This is a genomic window from Rahnella sikkimica, from assembly GCF_002951615.1.
In the GTDB taxonomy this organism is placed as follows: Bacteria; Pseudomonadota; Gammaproteobacteria; order Enterobacterales; family Enterobacteriaceae; genus Rahnella; species Rahnella sikkimica.
This window is the reverse complement of record NZ_CP019062.1, coordinates 4,001,507-4,025,656: the sequence shown is the minus strand read 5'-3', so window position 1 is coordinate 4,025,656 and position 24,150 is coordinate 4,001,507. Positions and strand designations below refer to the sequence as shown.

Here is a 24,150-nt window from a genome sequence, read left to right as displayed (position 1 = left end):
ATCTACATCCCACTTTTGTTATGAATACCCGCAGAATACCACAGAGTCCGCGCCGGAAAAGCGGGATTAAAAAAGGGCCAGCCTGTTGTGGCTAACCCTTTTATTTAGAAATATTTCGACCTGTCCCTCTAAATCATTCGGGCTGGATCAAGGCGGCAAGGGAACGAAGCCCCGGGAGCTTACATAAGTAAGTGACCGGGGTGAGTTCACGCAGCCAACGCTGAAACAGTCTGAAGGATGACGAGGGATTAGCGCCAGTTTTTGAAACGGTTAATCAGACCATTGGTCGAGCTGTCATGGCCTTTAACATCTTCGCTGCCTTCCAGTTCCGGAAGAATGCGGTTCGCCAGCTGTTTACCCAGTTCCACACCCCATTGGTCGAAGGTGTAGATGTTCAGGATAGCGCCCTGCGTGAAGATTTTGTGCTCGTACATCGCGATCAACGCACCCAGGCTATATGGCGTGATTTCGCGCAGCAGGATGGAGTTGGTCGGACGGTTACCTTCGAACACTTTGAATGGCGCAACGTGTTTAACGTCTTCCGGTTTTTTACCCTGATCGGCGAATTCTTTCTCGACGACGTCCAGAGATTTACCGAATGCCAGCGCTTCAGTCTGTGCAAAGAAGTTAGACAGCAGTTTCGCATGGTGATCGCTCAGTGCGTTGTGGCTGACAGCAGGCGCGATGAAGTCACAAGGAACGATTTTGGTGCCCTGGTGAATCAGCTGATAGAACGCGTGCTGGCCGTTGGTACCCGGCTCGCCCCAGATGATCGGGCCAGTCTGGTAATCCACCGGATTGCCGTTGCGGTCAACGAATTTACCGTTAGATTCCATGTTGCCTTGCTGGAAGTACGCCGCAAAACGGTGCATGTACTGATCGTATGGCAGGATAGCTTCGGTTTCAGTGCCGTAGAAATCGTTGTACCAGATACCAATCAGCGCCAGCAGAACCGGCAGGTTTTTCTCAGCCGGGGTATTCGCGAAGTGGTTATCCATTGCGTGAGCACCGCTCAGCAGCTGTTCGAAGTTTTCGAAACCGATGGACAGTGCGATAGACAGGCCAATCGCGGACCACAGTGAATAACGGCCGCCGACCCAGTCCCAGAATTCGAACATATTGTCGGTGTCGATACAAAACTCACTGACCGCTTTACCGTTGGTAGACAGCGCCGCGAAGTGTTTCGCCACGTGTTTGTTGTCGCCAGCAGATTTCAGGAACCAGTCGCGCGCGCTGTGAGCGTTGGTCATGGTTTCTTGCGTGGTGAAGGTTTTTGATGCCACCAGGAACAGCGTAGTTTCCGGAGACAGATCTTTCAGCGTTTCGGCGATGTGCGTGCCATCCACGTTGGAGACAAAATGCATATTCAGGTGGTTTTTGTACGGACGCAGCGCTTCGGTCACCATGAACGGGCCGAGGTCTGAACCGCCGATACCGATGTTCACCACATCGGTAATCGCTTTGCCGGTGTAACCTTTCCAGTCACCACCGATAACACGTTCGGTGAAGCCTTTGATTTTTGCCAGAACCGCATTCACTTCCGGCATCACGTCTTTGCCATCCACAACGATTGGCGTATTGCTGCGGTTACGCAGGGCAACGTGCAGAACAGCGCGGTCTTCCGTGCGGTTGATCTTCTCGCCAGAGAACATCGATTTGATCGCGCCCTGAAGGTCAGTTTCTTTAGCCAGCGCCAGCAGTTTGTCCAGCGTTTCTGCCGTAATACGGTTTTTGGAGAAGTCGACCAGCATCTGGTCTTCAAAAGTGGCAGAGAACCTGGAGAAACGATCACCATCTTCAGCAAACAGATGGCTAATTTGGACATCTTTCATCGTGTCGAAATGCTGCTGCAGGGCTTGCCAGGCAGCGGTCTGAGTTGGATTGATATTTTTCATAGCAATGCTCTTAGGCTGAGAATAAATATGAGGTAACTTTCCCGATTGTAACCTGTAGTTCCCGAGATGAGATGCCTTTTCTTGCGATAGGCCAGATCTGCTAAATCACAATGACAGAGAACAATATTAGATGAGAATCGTTCAAAATGTGGTGCAAGAGGCCTGTTGCCGTTGACAGAAAGGCGAGAACCCGTTATTCCTAGGCACCTAACTCACGCGCGCGTTTTACGCGTGAGCCAGAAGAGGCGCGTCGCCCAGGAAGTGTATCGGAGGAACCGAAATCCTGCGAGGGTACATCAGGGGGAGCGACGCCGAGGTCTGAAAGCCTTCGGCAGGCATAAGATCGGCTACAGGGGCTGAATCCCCTGGGTTGTCACCGGGCATCCGTGAGGATGTCGACAAGGTGGAGCGCTTCTGGGTGTATCGTAGCATCTCTACGCCTGCTCCCGTTATCCGCCCTCCCCTTGTGCCAATTCTTATAGAATTATGGAATCGATGGCCGTCTGGTATGACGACCCTGACACGAGGTTTTACATGAATTACGCAGCATCCCGCAACGCCAACCCGCAGCCCCTGGGCAACGTTATCGTCGCCAAATTCGGCGGCACCAGCGTAGCGGACTTCGACGCCATGAACCGCAGCGCAGACATCGTTCTTGCGCGCCCTGAAGTGCGTCTGGTCGTTCTCTCCGCCTCCGCGGGCGTCACCAATTTATTAGTCGAGCTGGCCACAGGCAAAGAAACCGAGCGCCGGGTGTTCCTGCTTGATGAAATTCGCCGTATCCAAAACACCATTATTGACCGCCTCGATAATCCTACGGTGATCCGTGAAGAAATCGGTCGCATGCTGGAAAATATCGCCATGCTGTCCGAAGCCGCGAGCCTTGCGACATCCACGGCGCTGACCGACGAACTGGTCAGCCACGGCGAACTGATGTCCACCCTGCTGTTTGTTGAAATCATCCGCCAGCGCAATGTGCCGGTGGAATGGTTTGACGTGCGTAAAGTGATGCACACCAATGATCATTTTGGCCGCGCAGAGCCGGACACTCAGGCGCTGACGGACCTGACGCTTCAGCAATTGCAGCCGCGTTTACAGGACGCGCTGGTGATAACGCAGGGCTTCATCGGTTCGGAAGGAAAAGGCCGGACCACCACGCTGGGCCGTGGCGGCAGCGACTATACCGCAGCCTTGCTGGGCGAAGCGCTGGGCGCGGTTCGCGTGGATATCTGGACGGACGTGCCGGGGATTTACACCACTGACCCGCGTCTGGTGCCTGCGGCGAAACGTATTGATCGCATTGCGTTTGAAGAAGCGGCTGAAATGGCGACGTTCGGTGCCAAAGTGCTGCATCCGGCAACATTACTGCCTGCTGTACGTCGCGGTATTCCGGTGTTTGTCGGTTCCAGCAAAGATCCGTCAGGCGGCGGCACCTTAGTGTGTGACAACACTGAAAATCCGCCACTGTTCCGCGCCATTGCCCTGCGCCGCAGACAAACGCTGGTCACACTGCACAGCCTGACCATGCTGCATTCACGGGGTTTCCTCGCCGACGTGTTTGGTATTCTGGCGCGCCACAATATTTCAGTGGATCTGATCACCACATCAGAAGTAAGCGTGGCACTGACGCTCGACACCACCGGTTCCACCTCATCAGACGCCAGCCTGCTGACCACGTCACTGCTGACCGAACTGTCATCGCTGTGCCGCGTGGAAGTCGAAGAGAATCTGGCGCTGATTGCAATTATCGGCAACAAATTATCTCAGGCCTGCGGCGTCGGCAAAGAAGTCTTCGGCGTGCTGGATCCGTTCAACATCCGCATGATTTGTTACGGCGCAAGCAGCTACAACCTGTGCTTCCTGGTGCCTGGCAGTGATGCCGATCAGGTCGTGAAAACTCTGCACCGCAACCTATTCGAATAATATCGGGCGCGGTATCTGAGAAGACCGGGCCTTGTGCCCGGTCTTTTTTTTGTCTGTACTTTTGCAAAACAACAAAGACAAGGATCATCCTCACCATGTTAGCCAAAATAACCCGCCTGTTCCCGCTGTGGGCCGTGCTGTTGTCGGTCGCCGCGTACTATTCGCCCGGCACATTCACCCCTATCGGACCTCACGTTTCAACCCTGCTGATGCTGATTATGTTCGCGATGGGCGTCACGCTGGAATTCGGTGATTTCAAACGCGTGCTTTCCCGCCCCGCACCGGTTGCGGCGGCCACGTTCCTGCATTATCTGGTCATGCCGCTGGCGGCCTGGGTGCTGGCAAAACTGTTCCATATGCCGCCGGATCTGTCCGCCGGGATGATTCTGGTTGGCAGCGTCGCCAGCGGAACCGCGTCCAATGTGATGATTTATCTGGCGAAAGGCGATGTCGCGCTTTCCGTGACGATCTCTGCCGTCTCCACGCTGGTGGGCGTTTTTGCCACGCCCCTGCTGACGCGTTTATATGTCGATACGCACATTAAAGTGGATGTGGAAGGCATGCTGCTGAGCATTTTGCAGATCGTGGTTATTCCGATTTTAGCCGGCCTGATTATTCATCATCTGTTTACCAAAACGGTGAAACGCATCGAGCCGCTGCTGCCGCTGTTTTCCATGGTGTGTATTGTCGCAATCATCAGCGCCGTTGTTGCGGGCAGTCAGGGCTTTATCGGTTCTGTCGGCCTGATCGTGATTGTGGCGGTGATCCTGCACAACGGTATCGGCCTGCTGAGCGGTTACTGGGGCGGGAAATTGTTTGGATTTGACGAGACGACCTGCCGCACGCTGGCGATGGAAGTCGGGATGCAGAACTCGGGTTTAGCCGCCACGCTGGGGAAAATGTACTTCACGCCGCTGGCCGCTTTGCCGGGCGCTTTGTTCTCGGTCTGGCACAACCTTTCCGGTTCTTTGCTGGCCGGATACTGGTCCGGTAAGCCGGTTAAAAAAGACTGACAGGCCAAAAAAAACCGGGCGCATCGTTCGCGTCCGGTTCATTGTTTATACCCGATTCAGAAACTCACACCCGCTTCATATCATCGCTATTTTCACGCTGTTCATCGTCCTGCTCGTCCTGATCCAGCACGTTATACGCCACCGCGCAGAACAACGAATTAAGACGTTTCATATCGCCCAGCAACCCGAGATGCAGCGAACTGGTTTCGATACTTTGCACGTTATGCTGATGCAGACGGTCAACGTGCGCGTGCGCATAACGGCGGTCGAGAATACGGAAACGGTGTTTTGAGCGGCGCAAACGGCGTGCGCTGGTCAGGTCATTCGAGAGGAAAACACCCAGACTCAGACGCAGGTTATCCAGCAATTTTTCGTGCAACGCTTCGAGTTCCACCAGCCCTTCCGGCGAGAAAGCCCGGCGCGTGGCGTGGGATTTCGCGGTGATATCACCAGTCATGCGCTCGATAATGTCGCCCGCCTGTTCCAGATTGAGCGCCATTTCGATGATTTCCGCCCAGCGGCGCGAATCGTCTTCGCCCAGCCCTTCTTTGTTAATTTGCGCCAGATAAAGTTTGATGGCGGTATACAGCACATCCACGTCGTCATCGAGACGCCGGACCTCGCGATCCTGCGCCAGTTTTCCGTGCATCACTTCGCGGTTGAGGATCAGCATGTGTTCCACCACATCGCCCATGCGTAACGTTTCGCGGGCCGCATTCGCCAGTGCCAGAGTCGGCGTATCAATCGCGCTGACATCCAGATGGCGCGGTCGCAGACGCGGATCATCCTCAGGTACATCGGCAATCATCATCTGGCAAATTTTTGCCATCGGCGCGGTCAGCGGCACCATCGCCAGACAGCGGATCAGGTTGTAGAACATGTGGAAATAGATGACCAGCTCTTCGTCGGGAATGCCCAGACGCGCCAGTTGTGTCGACAGCAGGCCGACAAACGGCAGCACAATCACACAGCCAATCAGCTTAAACAGCGTGCTGCCGAGCGCAACACGACGCCCCGCCGCATTCATTTTGCTGGCATTGATCATCGCCAGCAGGCCGCTCCCCAGGTTGGCACCGATGACCAGACAGAGCGAAACCTTGAGAGAAATCACCCCGGTCGCGGCCAGCGTTGCCGTCAGCAAAACGGCAGCCAGACTGGAGTAACTGATAATGGCAAAAATCGCACCGGTCAGGGCGTCGAGCATGACGTCGCCGGTCAGCGAGGAGAACAGCACTTTGACGCCGGACGCCTGCATGATCGGCGTCGCCGCCGCCACAATCAGTTCCAGCGCCAGTAAAATCAGACCGAGCCCGATACAGACGCGCCCGACTTGTCCGGCGCGGGTTTGTTTACGGCTGAGGAAAAATGCCACGCCGACGAAAATCAGTAGCGGAGAAAGCCAGGAGAGATCGAAGGTCAGGATACGCGCCATCACGGCGGTCCCGACATCGGCACCGAGAATAATCACCAGCGCGGGCGCGAGCGCAACCAGCCCCTGAGAAACGAACGACGTCACCAGCAATGCGGTGGCGTTGCTACTTTGCACCAGCGCGGTGACGCCAATACCGGCCACAAACGCCAGCGGTTTTTTCTCAACGCTGTTGCTCAGAACGCGACGCAGATTCGCGCCGAAAACACGCATGATGCCGGTACGCACAATGTGCGTACCCCAGACTAACAACGATATAGCAGACAGCAAATGTAGAAGGGTTAACACGAAAAAACAGCTCCATTAACGCCAGGCATAAATCGGCCATCCTGCCTGCCGGGCGTGCTGGAGCAGGATAGCGTCCGGATTCACTGCCACGGGCTGGCCCACGCGGGTCAGTAACGGCAGGTCATTGTGAGAATCCGAATAGAAACGGGCTTCTTGTAACAGGGTGTCGTCCTGATTGATGAGATCCAGCAACCGCGAAACTTTGCCTTCGCGATAGGTCATCGTCCCTTGGGTAGCGCCGGTAAAACGCCCGTCTTGTATTTCAACACCAATCGCCAGCGTTTCATCGACACCGAGGAACCGGGCAATCGGCCGAACCAGATGTTCGCCGGATGCGGAAATAATCACCGTCCGGTCACCCTGTGCGCGATGTTCAGCCAGACATTCGCGCGCCTGCGCATAAATACGCGGGGCAATCACATCCTGAATATAATTCGCGACCATCGCCGCGACGTCACTTTCACGGCGGTCAATCAGCGGCACCAGAGTACAACGCATGTATTCCTGCATGTCCATCTGGCCGACCGCATATTGCTGCATCAGCGCGGCATCTTGTTGCAGGAAAGCCTGCTCATCGGCCACCCAGCCTTTTGCCACCATGTAGGCTGACCACAAGCTGGAACAGTCACCGCTAATCAGGGTTTCATCGAGATCAAACAGCGCCAGTTTCATGCAACTTCCCGTAACGTAACAAGATCTAACTGTAGACCAATATCGCTGCCATCGGCGCGAAGTGAGGCCACAGAACGGTTTAAGACATCCACAGAAAGCTCGACGCCGTGCGCTAAAACGCGATACCGCACAACGTTGCCCAGCAGGCTGTGACTGAGAATTTTAGCCGGAATGCCCTGTTCTGCCGCGCAAATCGTCACGGACTCCGGACGAATGGCGACACGGCCAGTATACGTCTGGCCTGTTAGCGCCAGCGCCTGTTCGGCACTCAGCAAGTTATAGCTACCAATAAAACCGGCGGCGAAAGCATCGACCGGCTCAGTATACAGGGTTTCGGCATCGGCATTTTGGACGATTTGTCCTTTGTTCATCAGAACAATTCGGTCTGACATGGTCAGGGCTTCTTCCTGATCGTGCGTCACGAAAATGGCGGTGAGGTTCATTTCGCGCTGGATCCGGCGGATTTGTTCGCGCAAATGCTTACGGATACGGGCATCCAGCGCCGACAGCGGTTCATCGAGCAATAGCAGGCGCGGCTGTGTTACCAGCGAACGCGCCAGCGCCACACGCTGACACTGACCGCCCGAAAGCTGATGCGGATAACGTTTGGCGTAATCGTTCATTTCCACCAGTTCCAGCACTTCGCCCACGCGGCGATGCACTTCGGAAGCGGGGATTCTTTGCATTTTCAGGCCAAACGCGACGTTGGCTTCCACGGTCATATTGGGAAAAAGCGCATAGCTCTGAAAAACCATGCCGATCCCGCGCTGTTGCGGTGGCAGCGGCACGATGTCCTGCCCCTGAATCAGAATTTTGCCGCTGTCGACGGATGTCAGACCGGCCAGACAGCGCAGCAACGTAGACTTCCCGCAGCCGCTTGGCCCCAGCAGCGTCACAAACTCCCCCTCTTTTGCGGAAAAATCGATGTTGTTGAAAATCTGAGTCGGGCCGTAAGACTTGTTGAGTTGAGTGACCTGTAAATACGACATAATCAGCTCTTTCCTTTGTTCAGCATGTTTGCCACCCAGGTGAAAATCAGGACGACCATGAAATAGGAGATAACCAGTGCGCTGGTGAAATGGCCGCTGCCATTGCGCATGTTATAGAGATAAACCTGAACCGTTTCGTAACGGCTGCCCGCCAGCAGGTTGGCGAAAACAAACTCGCCAATCAGGAAAGAAAATGACAGCAACACGGCGATGGTTCCGCCCTTGCGTAAGTTCGGCAACACCACCAGCAGCGCGGCTTTCCAGGTGCTCGCGCCCAGCAAATGCGCGGCGTCCATCAGGTCACGCAGGTTTATCGCCTGCATGTTGTTGGAGATGGCGCGGTAGATAAACGGCAGCGCTATCGTGAAGTAACAGCCGATCAGGATCCACGGCGTGCCGGTCAGCGAGAAAGGTTCGCCAGAATACAGCTGCATCAGGCCGACGGATGACACGACCGGCGGTACGGCAAACGGCAGCAGGATGAGAATATTCATCAGCGCATCCAGCTTCGGGAAATAGTAAGCAATCACAAACATAAGCGGCAGGATCAGCACCAGCGAGAGGAAAAGCGTGCCAAAACAGACCAGCAGCGAATGCCAGAGCGCAATCAGGAAGCGCGGATCGCTCCACAATTCCACCAGCCATTTGAGCGTGAAACCGCTCGGCAAAATCGTGGCTCCCCATTCCAGCACCAGCGCATAAACCAGTGTCGCCAGCAGCGGCAACATTAAAACAACCAACAAAATCCAGATCACCACACGGTGGTAAATCGCTTCAGATCGCGACATCTCACGTTCCTTTTTCAGCAATCAGCTACGCTGACTGAGATAACTTTTGCGCAATAACCACTGATGAATCAGCGTGATAAAGGCCATCAGCACCACCAGCAGCATCGCCAGCGCGCTCCCCATATTCGGATCGAGGGAAATATCCCCCGACACCAGCGCGGCGATACGAACCGGTACCACGTTGAAGTTGCCGGTGGTCAGCGCGTACACCGTGGCGTAAGCGCCAAGGGCATTGGCCAGCAAAATAACGAAAGTGCCCAGCAGCGCCGGGAACAGAACCGGAATACCGATGTGCCGCCAGTAACTCCAGCGCCCTGCGCCGAGTAAGGCGGCCGATTCGCGCCAGTCTTCGCGCAGCGCATCAAAGGCCGGATACATCAGCAAAACGCCAAGAGGGATCTGGAAATAGGTGTAGAGCACAATCAGCCCGTCTTTCGAATACAGGTCGAAATGCTCCATCAGGCCGTATTTACGCAGCAACAACGTCAGGCACCCGTTCAGACCGAGCAGGATGACGAAGGCAAACGCCAGCGGTACGCCCGCAAAGTTGCTGGTCATGTTGGTAAACGACATCACAAAATCATGAAGCTTTGTCGGGCCGAGCTGACGAAGTGAGTAACTGCCCACTAACGCAATAATCAAACCGTACAAACTCGACCAGATCGAGATATCCAGCGAGAAGCGCATCGCCTGTAAATAAAACGGAGAGGTCAGAATGTCGGTGTAGTTGCCCAGGCCCCAGGCTTCATAGGTTTCGCTGTAAAAACTGCTCACCGCAATCCAGGCCAGTGGTGCCAGCTGGAAAGCGATGAAAAACACCAGAAACGGCAAAATAAACAGCGCCGCAATCCACTTACCTTTCATCGGGGATCCTTTAAAAGTGAGGGAGTTCAGGCCAGTAATGCCGCGCAGTGTGGCTTATCGTGGGCAATATTGAGGATCTGACAAACCGTACCGCACAGCTCAGTTTGCAGCGGTTCGGCGTCTATCAGGCTGAACGCGCTGCCAAAAACAAACAGCGGCACCTGACGTTCTTCCGGTAAAATTCCGCCGTGACTGCGGTCATCATTCATGCCGTGGTCGGCGGTAACAATCACCTGATAACCTGCTTCCAGCCAGTCGCCTAAAAAGTGCGAAAGAATGCCATCCGCTGTGCGCGCTTTGTTGCGGTATTGCGGCGTCGAAAGCCCGAATTTGTGGCCCGCATCATCAATGTTCATCGGGTGGATCAGCAGGAAATCGGGGTCGTGACGACGGCGCAGGCTTTCCGCATCATCGAATAAATGCGAATCAGGATAGGCGTCATCGTAATAAAAATGACCGTGCTGGATAGCGAGGGATTCATCGCTGGTATGGCGGTCGCGCGGCGGATCAAACGGCGTGCGGTTATACAGCTCACTGACCCAGTGATAGGCTGCGGCAGCCGTCGTCAGACCGGCGTCGCGGGCATAATGAAAAATACTGCGTTGGGTCGATAAGCGGTCAACGTGGTTATGCACGATGCCGCTTTCCACCGGCGTGATGCCGGTGAGAATGCATTCGTAAAGCGGCCGGGACAGCGAAGGCAATTCGCATTCCAGTTGATACAAACGCCCGCGCCCTGCGGCACATTGCGCCTGTAAATATCCCATTGCGTCTTGGGCAACCTGATAATTCAGGCCGTCGAGTACTACCAGAATGCTCTTCATTACACTTTTGCCTTTCGTACAGGTGTTGTCATTAATCAATGCTTTCGCTGCCCGGTTTTTCTTTTTTTAATTCAGGAAATTATTGCTGCATGTTGATCATGACGTTTTCCTGCCACAGGCGAGGCAGCGTTTTGGCGCTCTTATCCCATGCAGCCGGATCCGCAATCGGGTGAGCATTTTTGTATTCACTGGATGGCAGCAGTTTCGATTTCACGTCGTCTGGCAGCGTGATGTGATCAGCACGGATTGGACGGGCATAGCCACGCGCCAGGTTGATCTGACCGGCATCGGAGAAGATGTATTCACGCGCCAGCTTGGCGGCGTTCGGGTGTTTGCCGAATTTGTTGATGATGGTGGTGTAACCCGAGGTGATAGAACCGTCAGAAGGAATAACCACGTCGAAGCGGGTTTTGTCGATTTTGTCGCGATAGTTCAGACCGTTGAAGTCCCAGACCACGCCGACCTGCACTTCGCCTTTTTCCAGTGACGCGATAACCGGGTTAGTCAGGCTCAGACGCCCGGCTTTCGCCAGCTTACCGAAGTATTCCAGACCCGGTTTCAGATTCTGTTCGTTGCCGCCCATGGCGTAAGTGGCCGCCAGAACGCCGTTTGCCGCCTGCGCAGCGGTGCTCACATCACCGATCGTGACTTTGTATTTCCCTTTCAGTAAATCAGCCCAGCTGTGCGGCTCATCTTTCACCTGAGATTTATCGATAATAAACGCAATGGTTCCGGTGTAAGCGAGTGCCCACATCCCGTCTTTGTCTTTGGCCCAGTCTGGCACCTGATCCCAGGTGGGCGGTTTATAAGGCTGTGTGACGCCCTTCTGAACCGCGACCGGACCGAATGCCGCACCCACATCGCCAATATCCGCACTGGCATTGTCTTTTTCGGCGAGGAATTTCGCGATTTCCTGCGCAGAACTCATATCAGTATCACTGTGTTTCAGGCCGTATTTGGTGCTCAAATCATTCCAGGTATCTTTCCAGTTAGCCCAGTCATCAGGCATACCCACGCTGTTCACCGTGCCTTCGGCTTGTGCCGCTTTCAGGAGTTCAGCAGGAGGTTCAGCGGCAAAAGCCGATGAAGCGGAGAGGACAAGCGCGCTGGTTAACACAGAAGCGAACAACTGTTTCATAACGGATGCTCCAGATGATAGTGTGTGTGAAGTGCTGGTCTAGTCCAGCAAGAACCAAGCCAATCTAACGATCAATTGTGATAATTATATGTCAGCGTGAAAAAGCAGCAGTTTTAAGCTTATCGCTGTTAACAAGCGCACATTATTTACACAAAAAAGAGTCAGGTTGGTGCAAAAACGCACTGAAATGAGGCTTTGCTGACCGATGAGTGAACCGCAGACCACCCTTGCCGTTATCTGCAAGGCATTGAGCGAAAGTATTGCGGCCGGGGCATTTTCTGCCGAGGGAAGGCTGCCTTCTGAGCGCGCGTTGAGTGAACAGTTTTCCACGACCCGTATCACGCTGCGTGAGGCGTTAGGCCATCTGGAGGCGCAGGGGCTGATTTATCGCGAGGTCCGTCGGGGCTGGTTTGTTTCGCCGCCGCGCATTATTTACAACCCGCTGCAGCGCAGCCATTTTCACGCTATGGCGAAAGAACAGGGACGAAGCGCACAGACGGAGGTCATTGACGCCAGACACCGCGTCGCCAGCGATACCGTTTGCCAGAAACTACTGCTGCCGCCCGCGAGTGATGTGATTTGCATCCGCCGGTTACGTTATATCGATAAACGTCCGGTACTTTACGTCGAACATTATCTTAACCCGTTATATTTCAATGATATTCTTGATGCTGATTTAACGTCTTCACTGACTGATCTGTATGCATCGCGTTACGACATTCATTACGGGCGCGTACGGTTTGACATGGTGCCGACTCTGCTGACAAACGAAGCATCACATGCGCTGAAAGTCGCTTCCGGCAGCCCAGCATTATTTATTACGCGTACTAACCGGGATCAACACGACCGGGTCATCGACTGCGATTTGGAATACTGGCGTTATGACGCGCTGCATATTGATGTGGAAGTGAATTGAGATGAGCCCCGGCCACTTATTGAAGTCAGTGACCGGGTTCATGAAAACCGCCAGCTCAGAGTCAGCGTGAAGGATGACGGGAATATCAGTCGGCGTCGTAACCTAAGTTAGGCGCCAGCCAGCGTTCGACTTCGGCGACAGGCATATTCTTACGCGCGGCATAATCCTCAACCTGATCGCGCTGGATTTGTGCGACGGCGAAATATTTGCTGTCGGGATGACTGAAATACCAGCCCGAAACCGCCGCACCCGGCCACATTGCAAAGGACTCGGTCAGTTGCATACCCGTGTTGGTTTCAACATCCAGCAGTTTCCAGATTTGCCCTTTTTCAGTGTGTTCAGGACACGCCGGATAACCCGGAGCCGGACGGATCCCCTGATAATTTTCACGAATAAGTTCTTCGTTGCTCAGGTTCTCGTTGGCGGCAAAGCCCCAGTAAACCTTACGCACTTTTTCATGCAGGTATTCTGCAAAAGCTTCTGCCAGGCGGTCTGCCAGCGCTTTAATCATGATTTTGTTGTAATCGTCGTGCTGCTTGTCGTACGCCTCGGCCAGCGCGTCCTCCTCCAGCCCGCCTGTCACGGCAAATGCGCCCATGTAATCTTTTTTACCGCTGGATTTCGGCGCAACAAAATCGGCCAGACAATAGTTCGCAAAGTCCGTTTTTTCAGTTTGCTGACGCAGATGATGACTGACGACGAGCACTTCTTCACGACGCTCGTCGCTGTAAATTTCGATATCGTCACCTTTGCGGTTCGCCGGGAATAAACCGACTACGCCGCGCGGATTCAGTAATTTTTCAGCAGAAAGCTTATCGAGCAAATCATTGGCATCTTTGAACAGACGCTTGGCTTCTTCGCCCACCACTTCATCTTCCAGAATCCGCGGATATTTGCCTGCCAGCGACCAGGTCATGAAGAATGGTGTCCAGTCGATGTAATTACGCAGCGTTTCGATGCTGGCTTCGACTTTCTGAATACCCAGACGATGTGCGACCGGCGGCGTATAATCTTCCCAGTCGATGACCGTTGCGTTATCACGCGCCACGTCAAGGCTGACCGGCGGCGTCCGTGGTTTTTTACGGGCGTGCTGAATACGCACGGTCTCGTATTCTTTACGGGTTCGCTCGATAAAAGCATCACGCTGTCCGGCAGACAAGAGTGCCGAAACCACGCCGACAGAGCGTGAGGCGTTTTGCACATAGCACGTCGCCCCGCTGTAGTTCTGTTCGATTTTAACCGCCGTATGCGCCTTGGACGTGGTCGCACCGCCGATAAGCAGCGGCATTGTGAATCCGCGACGCTCCATCTCTTTTGCCACGTTGACCATTTCGTCCAGCGAAGGCGTGATCAGACCGGAAAGGCCGATGATATCGACGTTTTCTTCGATGGCCGTTTTCAAAATTTTGTCGGTCGGCACCATCACGCCGAGATCGATAATCTCGTAGTTATTACATTGCAGCACCACACCCACAATGTTCTTGCCGATGTCATGCACATCGCCTTTCACCGTCGCGAGCAGGATTTTGCCGTTTGTCTGGCCTTTTTCCTTGCTGGCTTCAATGTAAGGTTCGAGATAGGCCACCGCCTGCTTCATCACACGCGCAGATTTCACCACCTGTGGCAGGAACATTTTACCGGCACCGAAAAGATCACCGACGACGTTCATGCCATCCATCAGCGGCCCTTCAATCACTTCAATCGGGCGCGCGGCCTGCTGGCGGCACTCTTCAGTGTCCAGCTCGATGAATTCAGTAATGCCTTTTATCAGGGAATATTCGAGGCGTTTTTTAACATCCCAGCCGCGCCATTCGGCCTGCTGTTTGTTGGCTTCGCCGTCGTCTTTGCTGCCACGGTATTTTTCCGCCAGTTCAAGCAGGCGCTCTGTGCCGTCTTCACGGCGGTTCAGAATCACATCTTCAACGGCGTCGCGCAGTTCAGCCGGTAAGTCATCGTAAATGGCCAATTGACCGGCGTTAACGATGCCCATATCCATGCCGTTGCGGATCGCGTGATACAGGAATACAGCGTGAATGGCTTCGCGCACCGGTTCATTGCCGCGAAAGGAGAAGGAGACGTTGGAAACGCCGCCCGAAATCATCGCATGCGGCAATTCTGCTTTGATATCCGCGCAGGCTTCGATGAAGTCGACGGCGTAGTTGTTGTGCTCATCAATCCCCGTGGCGACCGCGAAAATATTCGGGTCAAAGATAATATCTTCCGGCGGGAATCCGACTTTTTCGGTCAGTAATTTATAGGCGCGGCGGCAGATTTCGATTTTACGGGCGCGGGTATCCGCCTGCCCGGTTTCATCAAAAGCCATGACCACCACGGCCGCACCGTAGCGCCGTACAATCCGGGCGTGATGAAGGAAAGCGTCTTCCCCTTCTTTCATCGAGATGGAGTTCACAATGCCTTTGCCCTGGATGCATTTCAGGCCTTTTTCGATGACATCCCACTTGGAGGAGTCAATCATGATCGGCACGCGGGCAATATCCGGTTCACCAGCAATCAGATTCAGGAAGCGCACCATCGCCGCTTCGGCGTCGAGCATCCCTTCATCCATGTTGATATCGATGATCTGCGCGCCGCTTTCCACCTGCTGACGGGCAACCGCCAGGGCTTCGGCGTATTTTTCTTCTTTAATCAGGCGTTTGAAACGCGCAGAACCGGTGACGTTGGTTCGCTCACCTACGTTCACAAACAACGTTTGTGCATCAATGGTTAGCGGTTCCAGCCCCGCCAGACGGCAGGCGACAGGAATAACCGGCAACTGGCGTGGCGGCACGCCTTCAACCGCTTTCACCATCGCGGCAATGTGCGCCGGCGTGGTACCACAACAACCACCGACGATATTCAGGAAGCCCGAACGCGCCCATTCGCCGATATGCTCCGCCATTTCTTTGGCTTCAAGATCGTACTCACCAAAAGCATTCGGTAAGCCCGCATTCGGGTGCGCGGTAACATAGCATTCAGCAATGCGCGACAATTCAGCGACGTACTGTCGTAATTCGTCCGGGCCCAGTGCGCAGTTCAGGCCAAATGTGAGGGGTTTTACGTGGCGCAGCGAGTTATAGAACGCTTCGGTTGTCTGGCCTGACAATGTTCGGCCAGAGGCATCGGTGATCGTGCCGGAAACCATGACCGGCAGCACGATGCCCAGCGCTTCGAATTCAGTTTCTACCGCAAACGTCGCGGCTTTGGCGTTGAGTGTGTCGAAAACGGTTTCGATCATGATCAGATCGGCACCGCCCTTAATCAGCGCGCGGGTAGATTCGCGGTACGCCTCGACCAGTTGATCAAAAGAGACGTTACGGAATGCCGGATCGTTAACGTCCGGAGAGATCGACGCCGTGCGGTTAGTCGGGCCTAAAACACCGGCCACATAACGCGGTTTATCCGGCGTGCGTGCGGTCCATTCGTCGGCACAGGCTCGCGCCATACGTGCCGCTTCATAGTTAATTTCAGCGGAAAGCGACTCCATGTGGTAGTCGGCCATCGCGATAGAGGTGGAGTTAAAGGTGTTGGTTTCGAGAATATCTGCGCCAGCGGCAAGATAACCATTGTGGATCTCGACGATCACTTCGGGTTTGCTCAGGACAAGAAGATCGTTATTGCCTTTAAGATCGCTTTCCCAGTCAGCAAAGCGCTCGCCGCGATAATCTTCTTCTTCAAGACGGTAGCTCTGGATCATCGTTCCCATGCCGCCGTCCAACACCAAAATGCGCTGTGCCAGTTGCTTATGTAGCGCTTCAACCCGATTAGTCACTTTCACCTCATCACACACCACGCACACCCGGCAAATTTTTCATTCAAGCGCCGGAAATTATGGTCAACATCCTAGCATACCTTCAGAAGGCAAAAGGCCGCGGTGACATGAGACTTTTTCAATTCAGGAAGGCATCCCGCAAATGCTGTGCAACACATCGGATGAGCGCAAAGGCAGGTTGCGATCCATACTGTAAAAACGAAAACCAATTCCAAAAATGACTTTTCTTCGCCACCTTTTGGCGCATCTTACAAGGAACAGGCTTATGGCAACGTCCGCATTGACTCCGGCCAAGCGTGCTAAGAAAACAAAAGCCGCTGCAACAGCAGGCAGCGCCGCCACCGGACAGGTTCAGTCCCTCACCCGTGGCCTGAAGTTGCTGGAATATATTGCCGAAGCTCAGGGCAGCGTAGCGCTCACGGATCTGGCTCAGCAAGCAGGCTTACCGAATTCCACCACTCACCGTTTGCTGACCACGATGCAGCAACAGGGGTTTGTCCGGCAGGTCGGCGATTTAGGTCTGTGGACCATCGGCTCGCATGCCTTTGTCGTCGGCAGCAGTTTTCTGCAAAGCCGTAATTTGCTGGCGATGGTCCACCCGATGCTGCGTCGCCTGATGGAAGAATCGGGTGAAACCGTTAATCTGGCCGTGCTGGATCACAGTGATTATCAGGCGATCATCATCGATCAGGTGCAGTGCAACGCACTGATGCGGATGTCAGCGCCGATTGGCGGAAAACTGCCGATGCATGCTTCCGGGGCGGGTAAGGCATTTCTTTCCACCCTTCCGGAAGAACGGCTGGCAAAGCTTCTGCACAAAATTGGCTTGCACAGCTATACGCCGCTGACCAGGACGTCTCCGGCAAACCTGAAACAGGAGCTGGCCGATACGCGTAAACGTGGTTATGCCTTCGATGATGAAGAACATGCGCTCGGCCTGCGCTGTGTGGCGACCTGTATTTACGATGAGCATAACGACGCTTACGCCGCGATTTCCATTTCCGGCCCGGTTTCAAGGATAACTGACGACCGCGTGACAGAACTGGGTGCGCTGGTGATCCATGCTGCGAAAGAAATTACGCAGGCTTATGGCGGCGGTAAACATTAATTGAGGAAGGACTCCCGCACAGATGGCGGGAGCATGAGACTTAACGGCGGCTGAAACGCTGGCTGCGGCGATACGCAAAGACGTCCTCGACGTGCCCTTCGCGGATCCGAGTTTGCAAACCGCGCCAGTAACCGGCAGAAAACAGGTCATTGTGTGCCGCTTCGAAGAACTGCCGGACGCGTTTGTCGCTGCACAGGAAATGGCGAAATTCTTCAGGAAAAACATCCCCCGGCGCAATGCTGTACCAGGGCTCGCTGGCCAGTTCATCTTCAGGGTAACGCGGGGCAGGAATATCGCGGAAATTCACTTCCGTCATGTAACAGATTTCGTCGTAATCATAAAATACGACACGACCATGACGCGTTACGCCAAAGTTTTTAAACAACATATCGCCGGGGAAAATGTTCGCCGCCGCAAGTTGCTTAATCGCGTTGCCGTATTCTTCAATAACGTCATGCAGTTGCTGATCATCCGCCTGTTCCAGATATAAGTTCAGCGGCGTCATACGGCGTTCGATATACAAATGCTTCAGTGCAATGCAGTCGCCCAGATCTTCAATCTTCGCCGGGACTTCACGCTGTAGCTCGGCCATTAACTCCGGACTGATGTTTTTCTTAGCCAGAACAAAATGCTCAAATTCCTGGGTATCGGCCATCCGTCCCACGCGGTCGTGCTCTTTGACCAGCTGGTAGCAGGCCATAACCTGCGCTTCTGTCACCTCTTTTTGCGGGGCGAAACGGTCTTTAATGACTTTGAAAACGCGGTCACTTCCCGGCAAGGTAAAGACCAGCATGACCATACCTTTGACGCCCGGCGCAATAATAAAAGACTCGTCGGTTTGCGCCATAAAGTGTAAGTGCTCGCGATAACATTCAGTTTTCGCATGCTTTTGGCAGCCAATAGCACTATAAAGTTCAGCCGTCGTTTTGGCCGGTAAAATCTCCCGCAGCCATTCCACCAGCGCGCCCGGTTGCGGGGCGTAAACCATAAAATAAGAGCGAGCGAAGCCGAAAACTATGCTGGCATCATTACCTTCAGTCAGACACGCATCCACAAATAACTCGCGCTGATGACTCTGATGCACCGGCAATAACAGCGGGAAAACCTGCTGCCCCAGCCTGATTTTTCCAATAATCCACGCCGCCTTATTGCGGTAGAAAACTTCAGTGGCTATCTCAATTACCGCCCCTGATAACGCATCACCGGGAAATCTTTGCTGCAACGCCGTACTGATGTAATCAATATCACGCGGCGCATTCTCCCACGCTAAACGCATCGGAAGATCGTGGAGAACTCTGCCCAGTGTGGCGACCAGATTTCCTTGCACCGGATATTGCCGGGCCAGTGGTCGGGCGCAATTTTGTGGCCGATAAACGGGCTGTTCGCTAAAAATAAAAAGCTTGTCCGCCGTCAGTTCACGGTGTTTGAAAATCCGGCAATAGACTGAATTAAAGAAACTTTCTGCGATTTCTGCCCGGGGATAATCAGGCAACAATCCGGCATAACAGCTTTTTATGCGGACCAGAAATGCAGCATCGTAAAAGTGCTGGCCTGTGATGCATTTGAGCTGCGACACAACCAATCCGACATGGTGGTCGTAAAGATGAATTCGCTGTTTCATGGCCGCCTGCACCGCCGGCCAGTTAGCATGTTCAAAACGTTGCTGGGCCTGTGAAGTCACCTCCAGAAAACGGCCATACTGTGCATCGAACCCTTGCAAAATAGTCTGAGCAATCAACAATTCGATGCGCATAATGTCGGCTCCGGAAGGGAAAACCCGGCTTGCGCCGGGCCAGATCAATGTGACGTTGAAGAGAACTGCTGTTCTTCGGTCGAGCCGGTTAACGCAGTTACCGATGAGCGTCCGCCCTGAATGATGTTAGTCACTTTGTCGAAATACCCGGTGCCCACTTCCTGCTGATGTGAAGCGAAAGTGTATCCGCGACCGATCGCCGCAAATTCAGGCTCCTGCACTTTTTCGACGTAGTGTTTCATCCCTTCGCCCTGCGCATACGCATGAGCAAGGTCAAACATGTTGAACCACATGCTGTGGATGCCGGCCAGCGTGATGAACTGGTACTGATAGCCCATCTCCGCCAGTTGATCCTGGAAGCTGGCAATCGTTTTATCATCCAGATTCTTCTTCCAGTTAAACGACGGCGAGCAGTTATAGGCCAGCAATTTACCGGGGAATTTCGCGTGAATCGCCTCGGCAAAACGCTGCGCAAGTTTCAAATCCGGCGTTGATGTTTCACACCAGACCACGTCAGCATACGGCGCGTAAGCCAGACCGCGGCTGATCGCCTGCTCGATACCGGCGTGTGTACGGTAAAAACCTTCATGCGTTCTCTCGCCGGTAATGAACTGGCTGTCATAAGGATCGCAATCGGATGTCAGCAAATCAGCGGCGTCGGCGTCGGTACGGGCAACCAGCAGTGTCGGCACGCCAAGCACATCAGCAGCCAGACGGGCAGATACCAGCTTTTGCACCGCTTCCTGAGTGGGTACCAGCACTTTGCCGCCCATATGTCCGCATTTTTTTACCGCAGCAAGCTGGTCTTCGAAATGGACGGCCGCCGCTCCGGCTTCAATCATTGATTTCATCAGTTCAAACGCATTCAGCACGCCGCCAAAACCGGCTTCGGCATCAGCCACTATCGGCAGGAAATAATCGGTATAGCCCTGCTGACCTGGTTCGATATTATTGGCCCATTGAATCTGGTCGGCGCGGCGGAAGGTATTGTTAATACGAGCTACCACTTCCGGCACAGAATTCACCGGATACAACGACTGATCGGGATACATGCTGGATGCGGTATTGGCATCGGCGGCAACCTGCCAGCCAGACAGATAAATGGCTTCAATACCAGCTTTTGCCTGCTGCAATGCCTGACCGCCGGTCAGCGCGCCCAGACAATTCACATAACCCTTGCGGGATGCACCGTGCAGTAAATTCCACAGACGGGCAGCGCCGTGCTGAGCCAGAGTACATTCCGGGTTCAGCGAGCCGCGCAGGCTGATGACTTCGGCGGCCGTATAAGGGCGGGTAATCCCCTTCCAGCGTAGCTGATTCCAGGTTTCTTCAAGCTGCTGAATTTGCTGAGTACGTGTTGTTTTCATGGCAAATGCTCCGGTCTTTTTATGAGTAGGGTAAGAAGATTCAGGCCAGCAGCTGATAGCCCGGCAGGGTCAGGAAGTCGATTAACTCATCCTGCGTGGTAATTTTTTCCATCAATGTGGCGGCCTGCGTGAAGCGCCCGGAGCTGAAACGTTGTTCACCTAACTCCTGTTGGATCACCAGCATTTCTTCATTCAGCATGCGGCGGAACAAAGGCTTGGTGACAAGCTGGCCGTCGCTGAGCGTTTTGCCATGATGGATCCATTGCCAGATTGAGGTTCGGGAAATCTCTGCAGTCGCGGCATCTTCCATCAGACCGTAAATGGGTACGCAGCCATTGCCGGAGATCCATGCTTCGATGTATTGCACCGCAACCCGGATGTTCGCGCGCATACCCTCTTCGGTTCGTTCACCGGAACAAGGCTCCAGCAATTGTGCCGCAGTAATATCGCCATCACCTTCGCGTAATATGTCCAGCTGATTGGGGCGGGAACCGAGCGCTTTATCGAAAACTTCCAGCACGGTATCAGCCAGCCCCGGATGCGCTATCCAGGTACCGTCATGCCCGTTGGTCGCCTCCAGCTCTTTGTCTGTTCTTACCTTGTTCAGCACCCATTCGTTGCGCTTAACATCTTTGCTCGGAATAAATGCCGCCATTCCGCCCATCGCAAATGCACCACGGCGGTGGCAGGTTCTGATGAGAAGCCGTGAGTACGCATTGAGGAATGGCTGCGTCATGGTGACCGACTGTCGATCGGGTAAAACGCGGTCAGCATGATTTCTCAACGTTTTGATATAGCTGAAGATGTAGTCCCAGCGTCCGCAGTTCAGCCCGACGATATGGTCGCGCAGGTGATAAAGAATTTCGTCCATCTGGAACACGGCGGGCAGAGTTTCAATCAGGACGGTGGCTTTGATGGTGCCACGGGATAATCCGGCGTAGTCCTCGGCAAAGCTGAAGACCTGGCTCCACCAGTCCGCTTCCTGATAAGACTGCATTTTTGGCAGATAGAAATAAGGGCCGCTGCCTTTTGCCAGTAACGCGCGATGGTTGTGGAAAAAGTACAGAGCAAAATCAAACAATGAACCGGGAATGGCTTCCCCCTGCCAGGTCACGTGTTTTTCGGGCAAGTGCAGGCCACGGACGCGGCAGATCAACACGGCAGGATCAGGTTTGAGCTGGTAAATCTTGCCTGATTCATTGGTGTAACTGATCGTGCCGTTAACCGCATCACGTAGGTTGATCTGCCCTTCGATGACTTTCTGCCAGTCTGGAGCCAGAGAATCTTCAAAATCCGCCATAAAGACTTTCACGTTGGCATTAAGCGCATTAATCACCATTTTGCGTTCTACCGGCCCGGTGATTTCTACGCGGCGATCCCTTAAATCATCCGGAATGCCCCGAATCGTCCAATGTGATTTTTTTATGGAATCAGTTTCCGAAATAAAATTCGGTAAAATGCCGCCATCAATTTTTCTCTGCACCACAACGCGTTCTGCCAGCAAGCGGTTACGCAGTGGGGTAAAACGTACGACCAGCTCAGACAAAAAGTCCACAGCCTCTTCAGTCAGAATATGTGTTTCGTTTTCACCAAAACGGCGTGTAAAACCAAGCTGACTGCGCGTAATTTGCTCTGACATCGCTAACTCTCCTGATTTTTCGACTTAAATCTGCCAGACCGCCTTACTAAGCAGATGCTGATACGGTAGAAAATAAACCAGCGACACCGGGGAAGATCCTGTGGCGATTTATCGATGGTCATTTATTACCCGATAGATTTAAGCGTAATCAGGATTTTCATAAAATCAAAAACGATTTCCATTTTATTTTAATTTTATGAAATAGCAGATATTAATCAGTGAGATAAAAACGTAAAAAAATATAGAAAAATAAGAATCCATTTCGATTTTTTTGAGATTGAGGATCGGATAGTCAGTTGAGAGGAAGAGGTTGGAGGCAAACAGAAGCAGATGATCGGGTGTAGAGATCATCTGCAAATTATGAAGGAAATTATTCCAGGGTTGGATTCATCTGGCGCAGATCGAATGGCGTAATCTGGTAAACATAGTAGTTCAGCCAGTTAGCAAACAGCAGATGCCCGTGACTACGCCAGGTTGCTTTAGGCGATAACTCAGCATTGTCCTGCGGGAAGTAATTGTAAGGCATTTCAGGCGATAAACCGGCGGCAACATCGCGCAGATATTCTCCAGCCAGTGTGCCCGCATCATATTCCGGGTGGCCCGTGACGAATGCCATGCGCTTGTCTTTCGTTGCAAACAAATAAGCACCGGCTTCGTCAGATTCAGCCAGGATGTCGAGATCGGTGTGCTGACGTAACGTATCCGCCGGGAAATCAGCATAGCGCGAATGAGGGGCCAGAAATGTTTCATCAAATCCACGGGTCAGCAGAGCCAGCGGCTGTAATGTCTGGTGAGGATAAACACCTGAGAGCTTGGTTTCTCGCGTCATTTTAGGGATGTCATACAGGACATTTAACGCAGCCTGCACCGCCCAACACACGAACAGTGTGGACGTGACGTGTTCTTTAGCCCAGTGGATAACACGTTCAATCTCTGGCCAGTAGGCAACATCGCAGAAATCAACTAAGCCCAGAGGAGCGCCGGTAACAATCAGGCCATCATAGTTATCGTGCTGAATGTCTTCGAAATCACAGTAAAAGTTATTCAGGTGTTCAGCCGGCGTATTTTTAGACTCACGGCTATCAATCCGCAGAAGTTGCACATCAATCTGCAAAGGAGAGTTGGAGAGCAGCCGTAAAAACTGATTTTCTGTCTCAATTTTCTTTGGCATCAGGTTGAGTACCAGCACTTTTAAAGGACGAATTTCCTGAATTTTTGCGCGTGATGAAGCCATCACAAAAACATTCTCATTACGCAGGAAATTTACGGCTGGTAACTCATCTGGAACCCGGATCGGCATAGCAACTTCCTCACGACATCCATTTATACGTTTAGACTTCTAGACAGCCGAAGATAGCGGTTTTTATCTAAGATGTCGAGCCTGCAAACGGTAAGTGAAAATGTTTCAGCTTCGGTTATTAATTTAGACGATCTGGTTATATAACCGGAGAGTAAGAGGGTAATGAGCAATATGAAGGAAGAAATGCAGGAGGGGAACGTAGATAAAATAACCTCAACGCTACCCAAATTCCCCATAGCAAAAAGCCCTGTACGTCAGTACAGGGCTTTCCACTTATTTGATGCCTGGCAGTTCCCTACTCTCGCATGGGGAGACCCCACACTACCATCGGCGCTACGGCGTTTCACTTCTGAGTTCGGCATGGGGTCAGGTGGGACCACCGCGCTAATGCCGCCAGGCAAATTCTGTTTCATTCATACCGCTCACCCCATATCAGGCTTGCACTACGAACCAATCTCGGAACAATCAGCTGAAA

17 protein-coding genes, 1 rRNA gene and 1 riboswitch are annotated in these 24,150 nt (G+C 53.3%); of the genes, 4 read left to right on the top strand and 14 right to left on the bottom strand.

The annotated features are described in order from the left end of the window. Positions 1-248: 248 nt before the first annotated feature. The gene (gene pgi, locus BV494_RS18575) at positions 249-1,895 is read right to left on the bottom strand and encodes a glucose-6-phosphate isomerase (RefSeq protein WP_104924166.1); all 1,647 of its coding nucleotides are present in this window, start codon (positions 1,893-1,895) and stop codon (positions 249-251) included. A gap of 232 nt (positions 1,896-2,127) precedes the next feature. Continuing rightward, positions 2,128-2,317: riboswitch (Lysine riboswitch) on the top strand. A gap of 112 nt (positions 2,318-2,429) precedes the next feature. On the opposite strand from pgi, the gene lysC reads away from it, so the two are divergent. Together lysC and panS are read left to right on the top strand one after the other, a co-directional pair. Then, positions 2,430-3,818: a lysine-sensitive aspartokinase 3 gene (gene lysC / locus BV494_RS18570; protein WP_104924842.1), complete on the top strand. Its 1,389-nt coding sequence runs from the start codon at positions 2,430-2,432 to the stop codon at positions 3,816-3,818. A 95-nt stretch (positions 3,819-3,913) separates the two neighbouring features. Further along, a complete protein-coding gene (gene panS / locus BV494_RS18565) occupies positions 3,914-4,831 on the top strand; it encodes a ketopantoate/pantoate/pantothenate transporter PanS (RefSeq protein WP_104924165.1) in 918 nt (305 codons plus the stop codon). Between the two features lie 64 nt (positions 4,832-4,895). Here the strand turns inward: panS and BV494_RS18560 are convergent, their stop codons facing one another. The 7 genes from BV494_RS18560 to BV494_RS18530 form a co-directional block, all read right to left on the bottom strand. Further along, positions 4,896-6,548 carry a Na/Pi cotransporter family protein gene (locus BV494_RS18560; protein ID WP_104924164.1) on the bottom strand — a complete coding sequence of 551 codons (1,653 nt, stop codon included), beginning with the start codon at positions 6,546-6,548 and terminating at the stop codon, positions 4,896-4,898. 15 nt (positions 6,549-6,563) lie between these two features. Further along, complete coding sequence (locus BV494_RS18555) at positions 6,564-7,220, bottom strand: HAD family hydrolase (RefSeq protein WP_104924163.1); 657 nt, start codon at positions 7,218-7,220, stop codon at positions 6,564-6,566. Next, complete coding sequence (locus BV494_RS18550) at positions 7,217-8,209, bottom strand: ABC transporter ATP-binding protein (protein ID WP_104924162.1); 993 nt, start codon at positions 8,207-8,209, stop codon at positions 7,217-7,219. Before BV494_RS18550 ends, BV494_RS18555 begins: the two co-directional genes overlap by 4 nt. A gap of 2 nt (positions 8,210-8,211) precedes the next feature. Next, entirely contained in the window at positions 8,212-8,997 is a 786-nt protein-coding gene (locus tag BV494_RS18545; RefSeq protein ID WP_104924161.1) for an ABC transporter permease, read from the bottom strand. A gap of 21 nt (positions 8,998-9,018) precedes the next feature. Continuing rightward, positions 9,019-9,861: an ABC transporter permease gene (locus tag BV494_RS18540; protein ID WP_104924160.1), complete on the bottom strand. Its 843-nt coding sequence runs from the start codon at positions 9,859-9,861 to the stop codon at positions 9,019-9,021. A gap of 26 nt (positions 9,862-9,887) precedes the next feature. Then, a complete protein-coding gene (locus tag BV494_RS18535; RefSeq protein ID WP_104924159.1) occupies positions 9,888-10,685 on the bottom strand; it encodes an alkaline phosphatase family protein in 798 nt (265 codons plus the stop codon). Positions 10,686-10,764: 79 nt separating this feature from the next. After that, on the bottom strand, positions 10,765-11,823 hold the full coding sequence (locus tag BV494_RS18530; protein WP_104924158.1) for an ABC transporter substrate-binding protein: 1,059 nt from the start codon (positions 11,821-11,823) through the stop codon (positions 10,765-10,767). Between the two features lie 205 nt (positions 11,824-12,028). Here BV494_RS18530 and BV494_RS18525 point away from each other — a divergent pair, with 205 nt between their 5' ends. Next, positions 12,029-12,739, top strand: a complete 711-nt coding sequence (locus tag BV494_RS18525; protein WP_104924157.1) for a UTRA domain-containing protein — start codon at positions 12,029-12,031, stop codon at positions 12,737-12,739. Between the two features lie 85 nt (positions 12,740-12,824). Here the strand turns inward: BV494_RS18525 and metH are convergent, their stop codons facing one another. Then, on the bottom strand, positions 12,825-16,508 hold the full coding sequence (metH, locus tag BV494_RS18520; RefSeq protein WP_439958366.1) for a methionine synthase: 3,684 nt from the start codon (positions 16,506-16,508) through the stop codon (positions 12,825-12,827). Between the two features lie 265 nt (positions 16,509-16,773). Between metH and iclR the strand changes: the two genes are divergently transcribed. Further along, a complete protein-coding gene (iclR, locus tag BV494_RS18515; protein WP_104924155.1) occupies positions 16,774-17,616 on the top strand; it encodes a glyoxylate bypass operon transcriptional repressor IclR in 843 nt (280 codons plus the stop codon). Between the two features lie 40 nt (positions 17,617-17,656). Here iclR and aceK read toward each other — a convergent pair whose 3' ends face one another. The 5 genes from aceK to rrf all read right to left on the bottom strand — a co-directional run bounded on the left by aceK (position 17,657) and on the right by rrf (position 24,073). Continuing rightward, complete coding sequence (gene aceK, locus BV494_RS18510; RefSeq protein WP_104924154.1) at positions 17,657-19,369, bottom strand: bifunctional isocitrate dehydrogenase kinase/phosphatase; 1,713 nt, start codon at positions 19,367-19,369, stop codon at positions 17,657-17,659. Between the two features lie 44 nt (positions 19,370-19,413). Then, positions 19,414-20,736: an isocitrate lyase gene (gene aceA / locus BV494_RS18505; RefSeq protein ID WP_104924153.1), complete on the bottom strand. Its 1,323-nt coding sequence runs from the start codon at positions 20,734-20,736 to the stop codon at positions 19,414-19,416. Positions 20,737-20,776: 40 nt separating this feature from the next. After that, on the bottom strand, positions 20,777-22,375 hold the full coding sequence (aceB, locus tag BV494_RS18500; RefSeq protein WP_104924152.1) for a malate synthase A: 1,599 nt from the start codon (positions 22,373-22,375) through the stop codon (positions 20,777-20,779). Positions 22,376-22,745: 370 nt separating this feature from the next. Continuing rightward, positions 22,746-23,675 (bottom strand): homoserine O-acetyltransferase MetA, encoded by a 930-nt coding sequence (metA, locus tag BV494_RS18495; RefSeq protein ID WP_104924151.1) that lies wholly within the window; start codon positions 23,673-23,675, stop codon positions 22,746-22,748. Positions 23,676-23,957: 282 nt separating this feature from the next. Continuing rightward, positions 23,958-24,073: ribosomal RNA gene (gene rrf, locus BV494_RS18490) — 5S ribosomal RNA — on the bottom strand. Between the last annotated feature and the right edge of the window lie 77 nt (positions 24,074-24,150).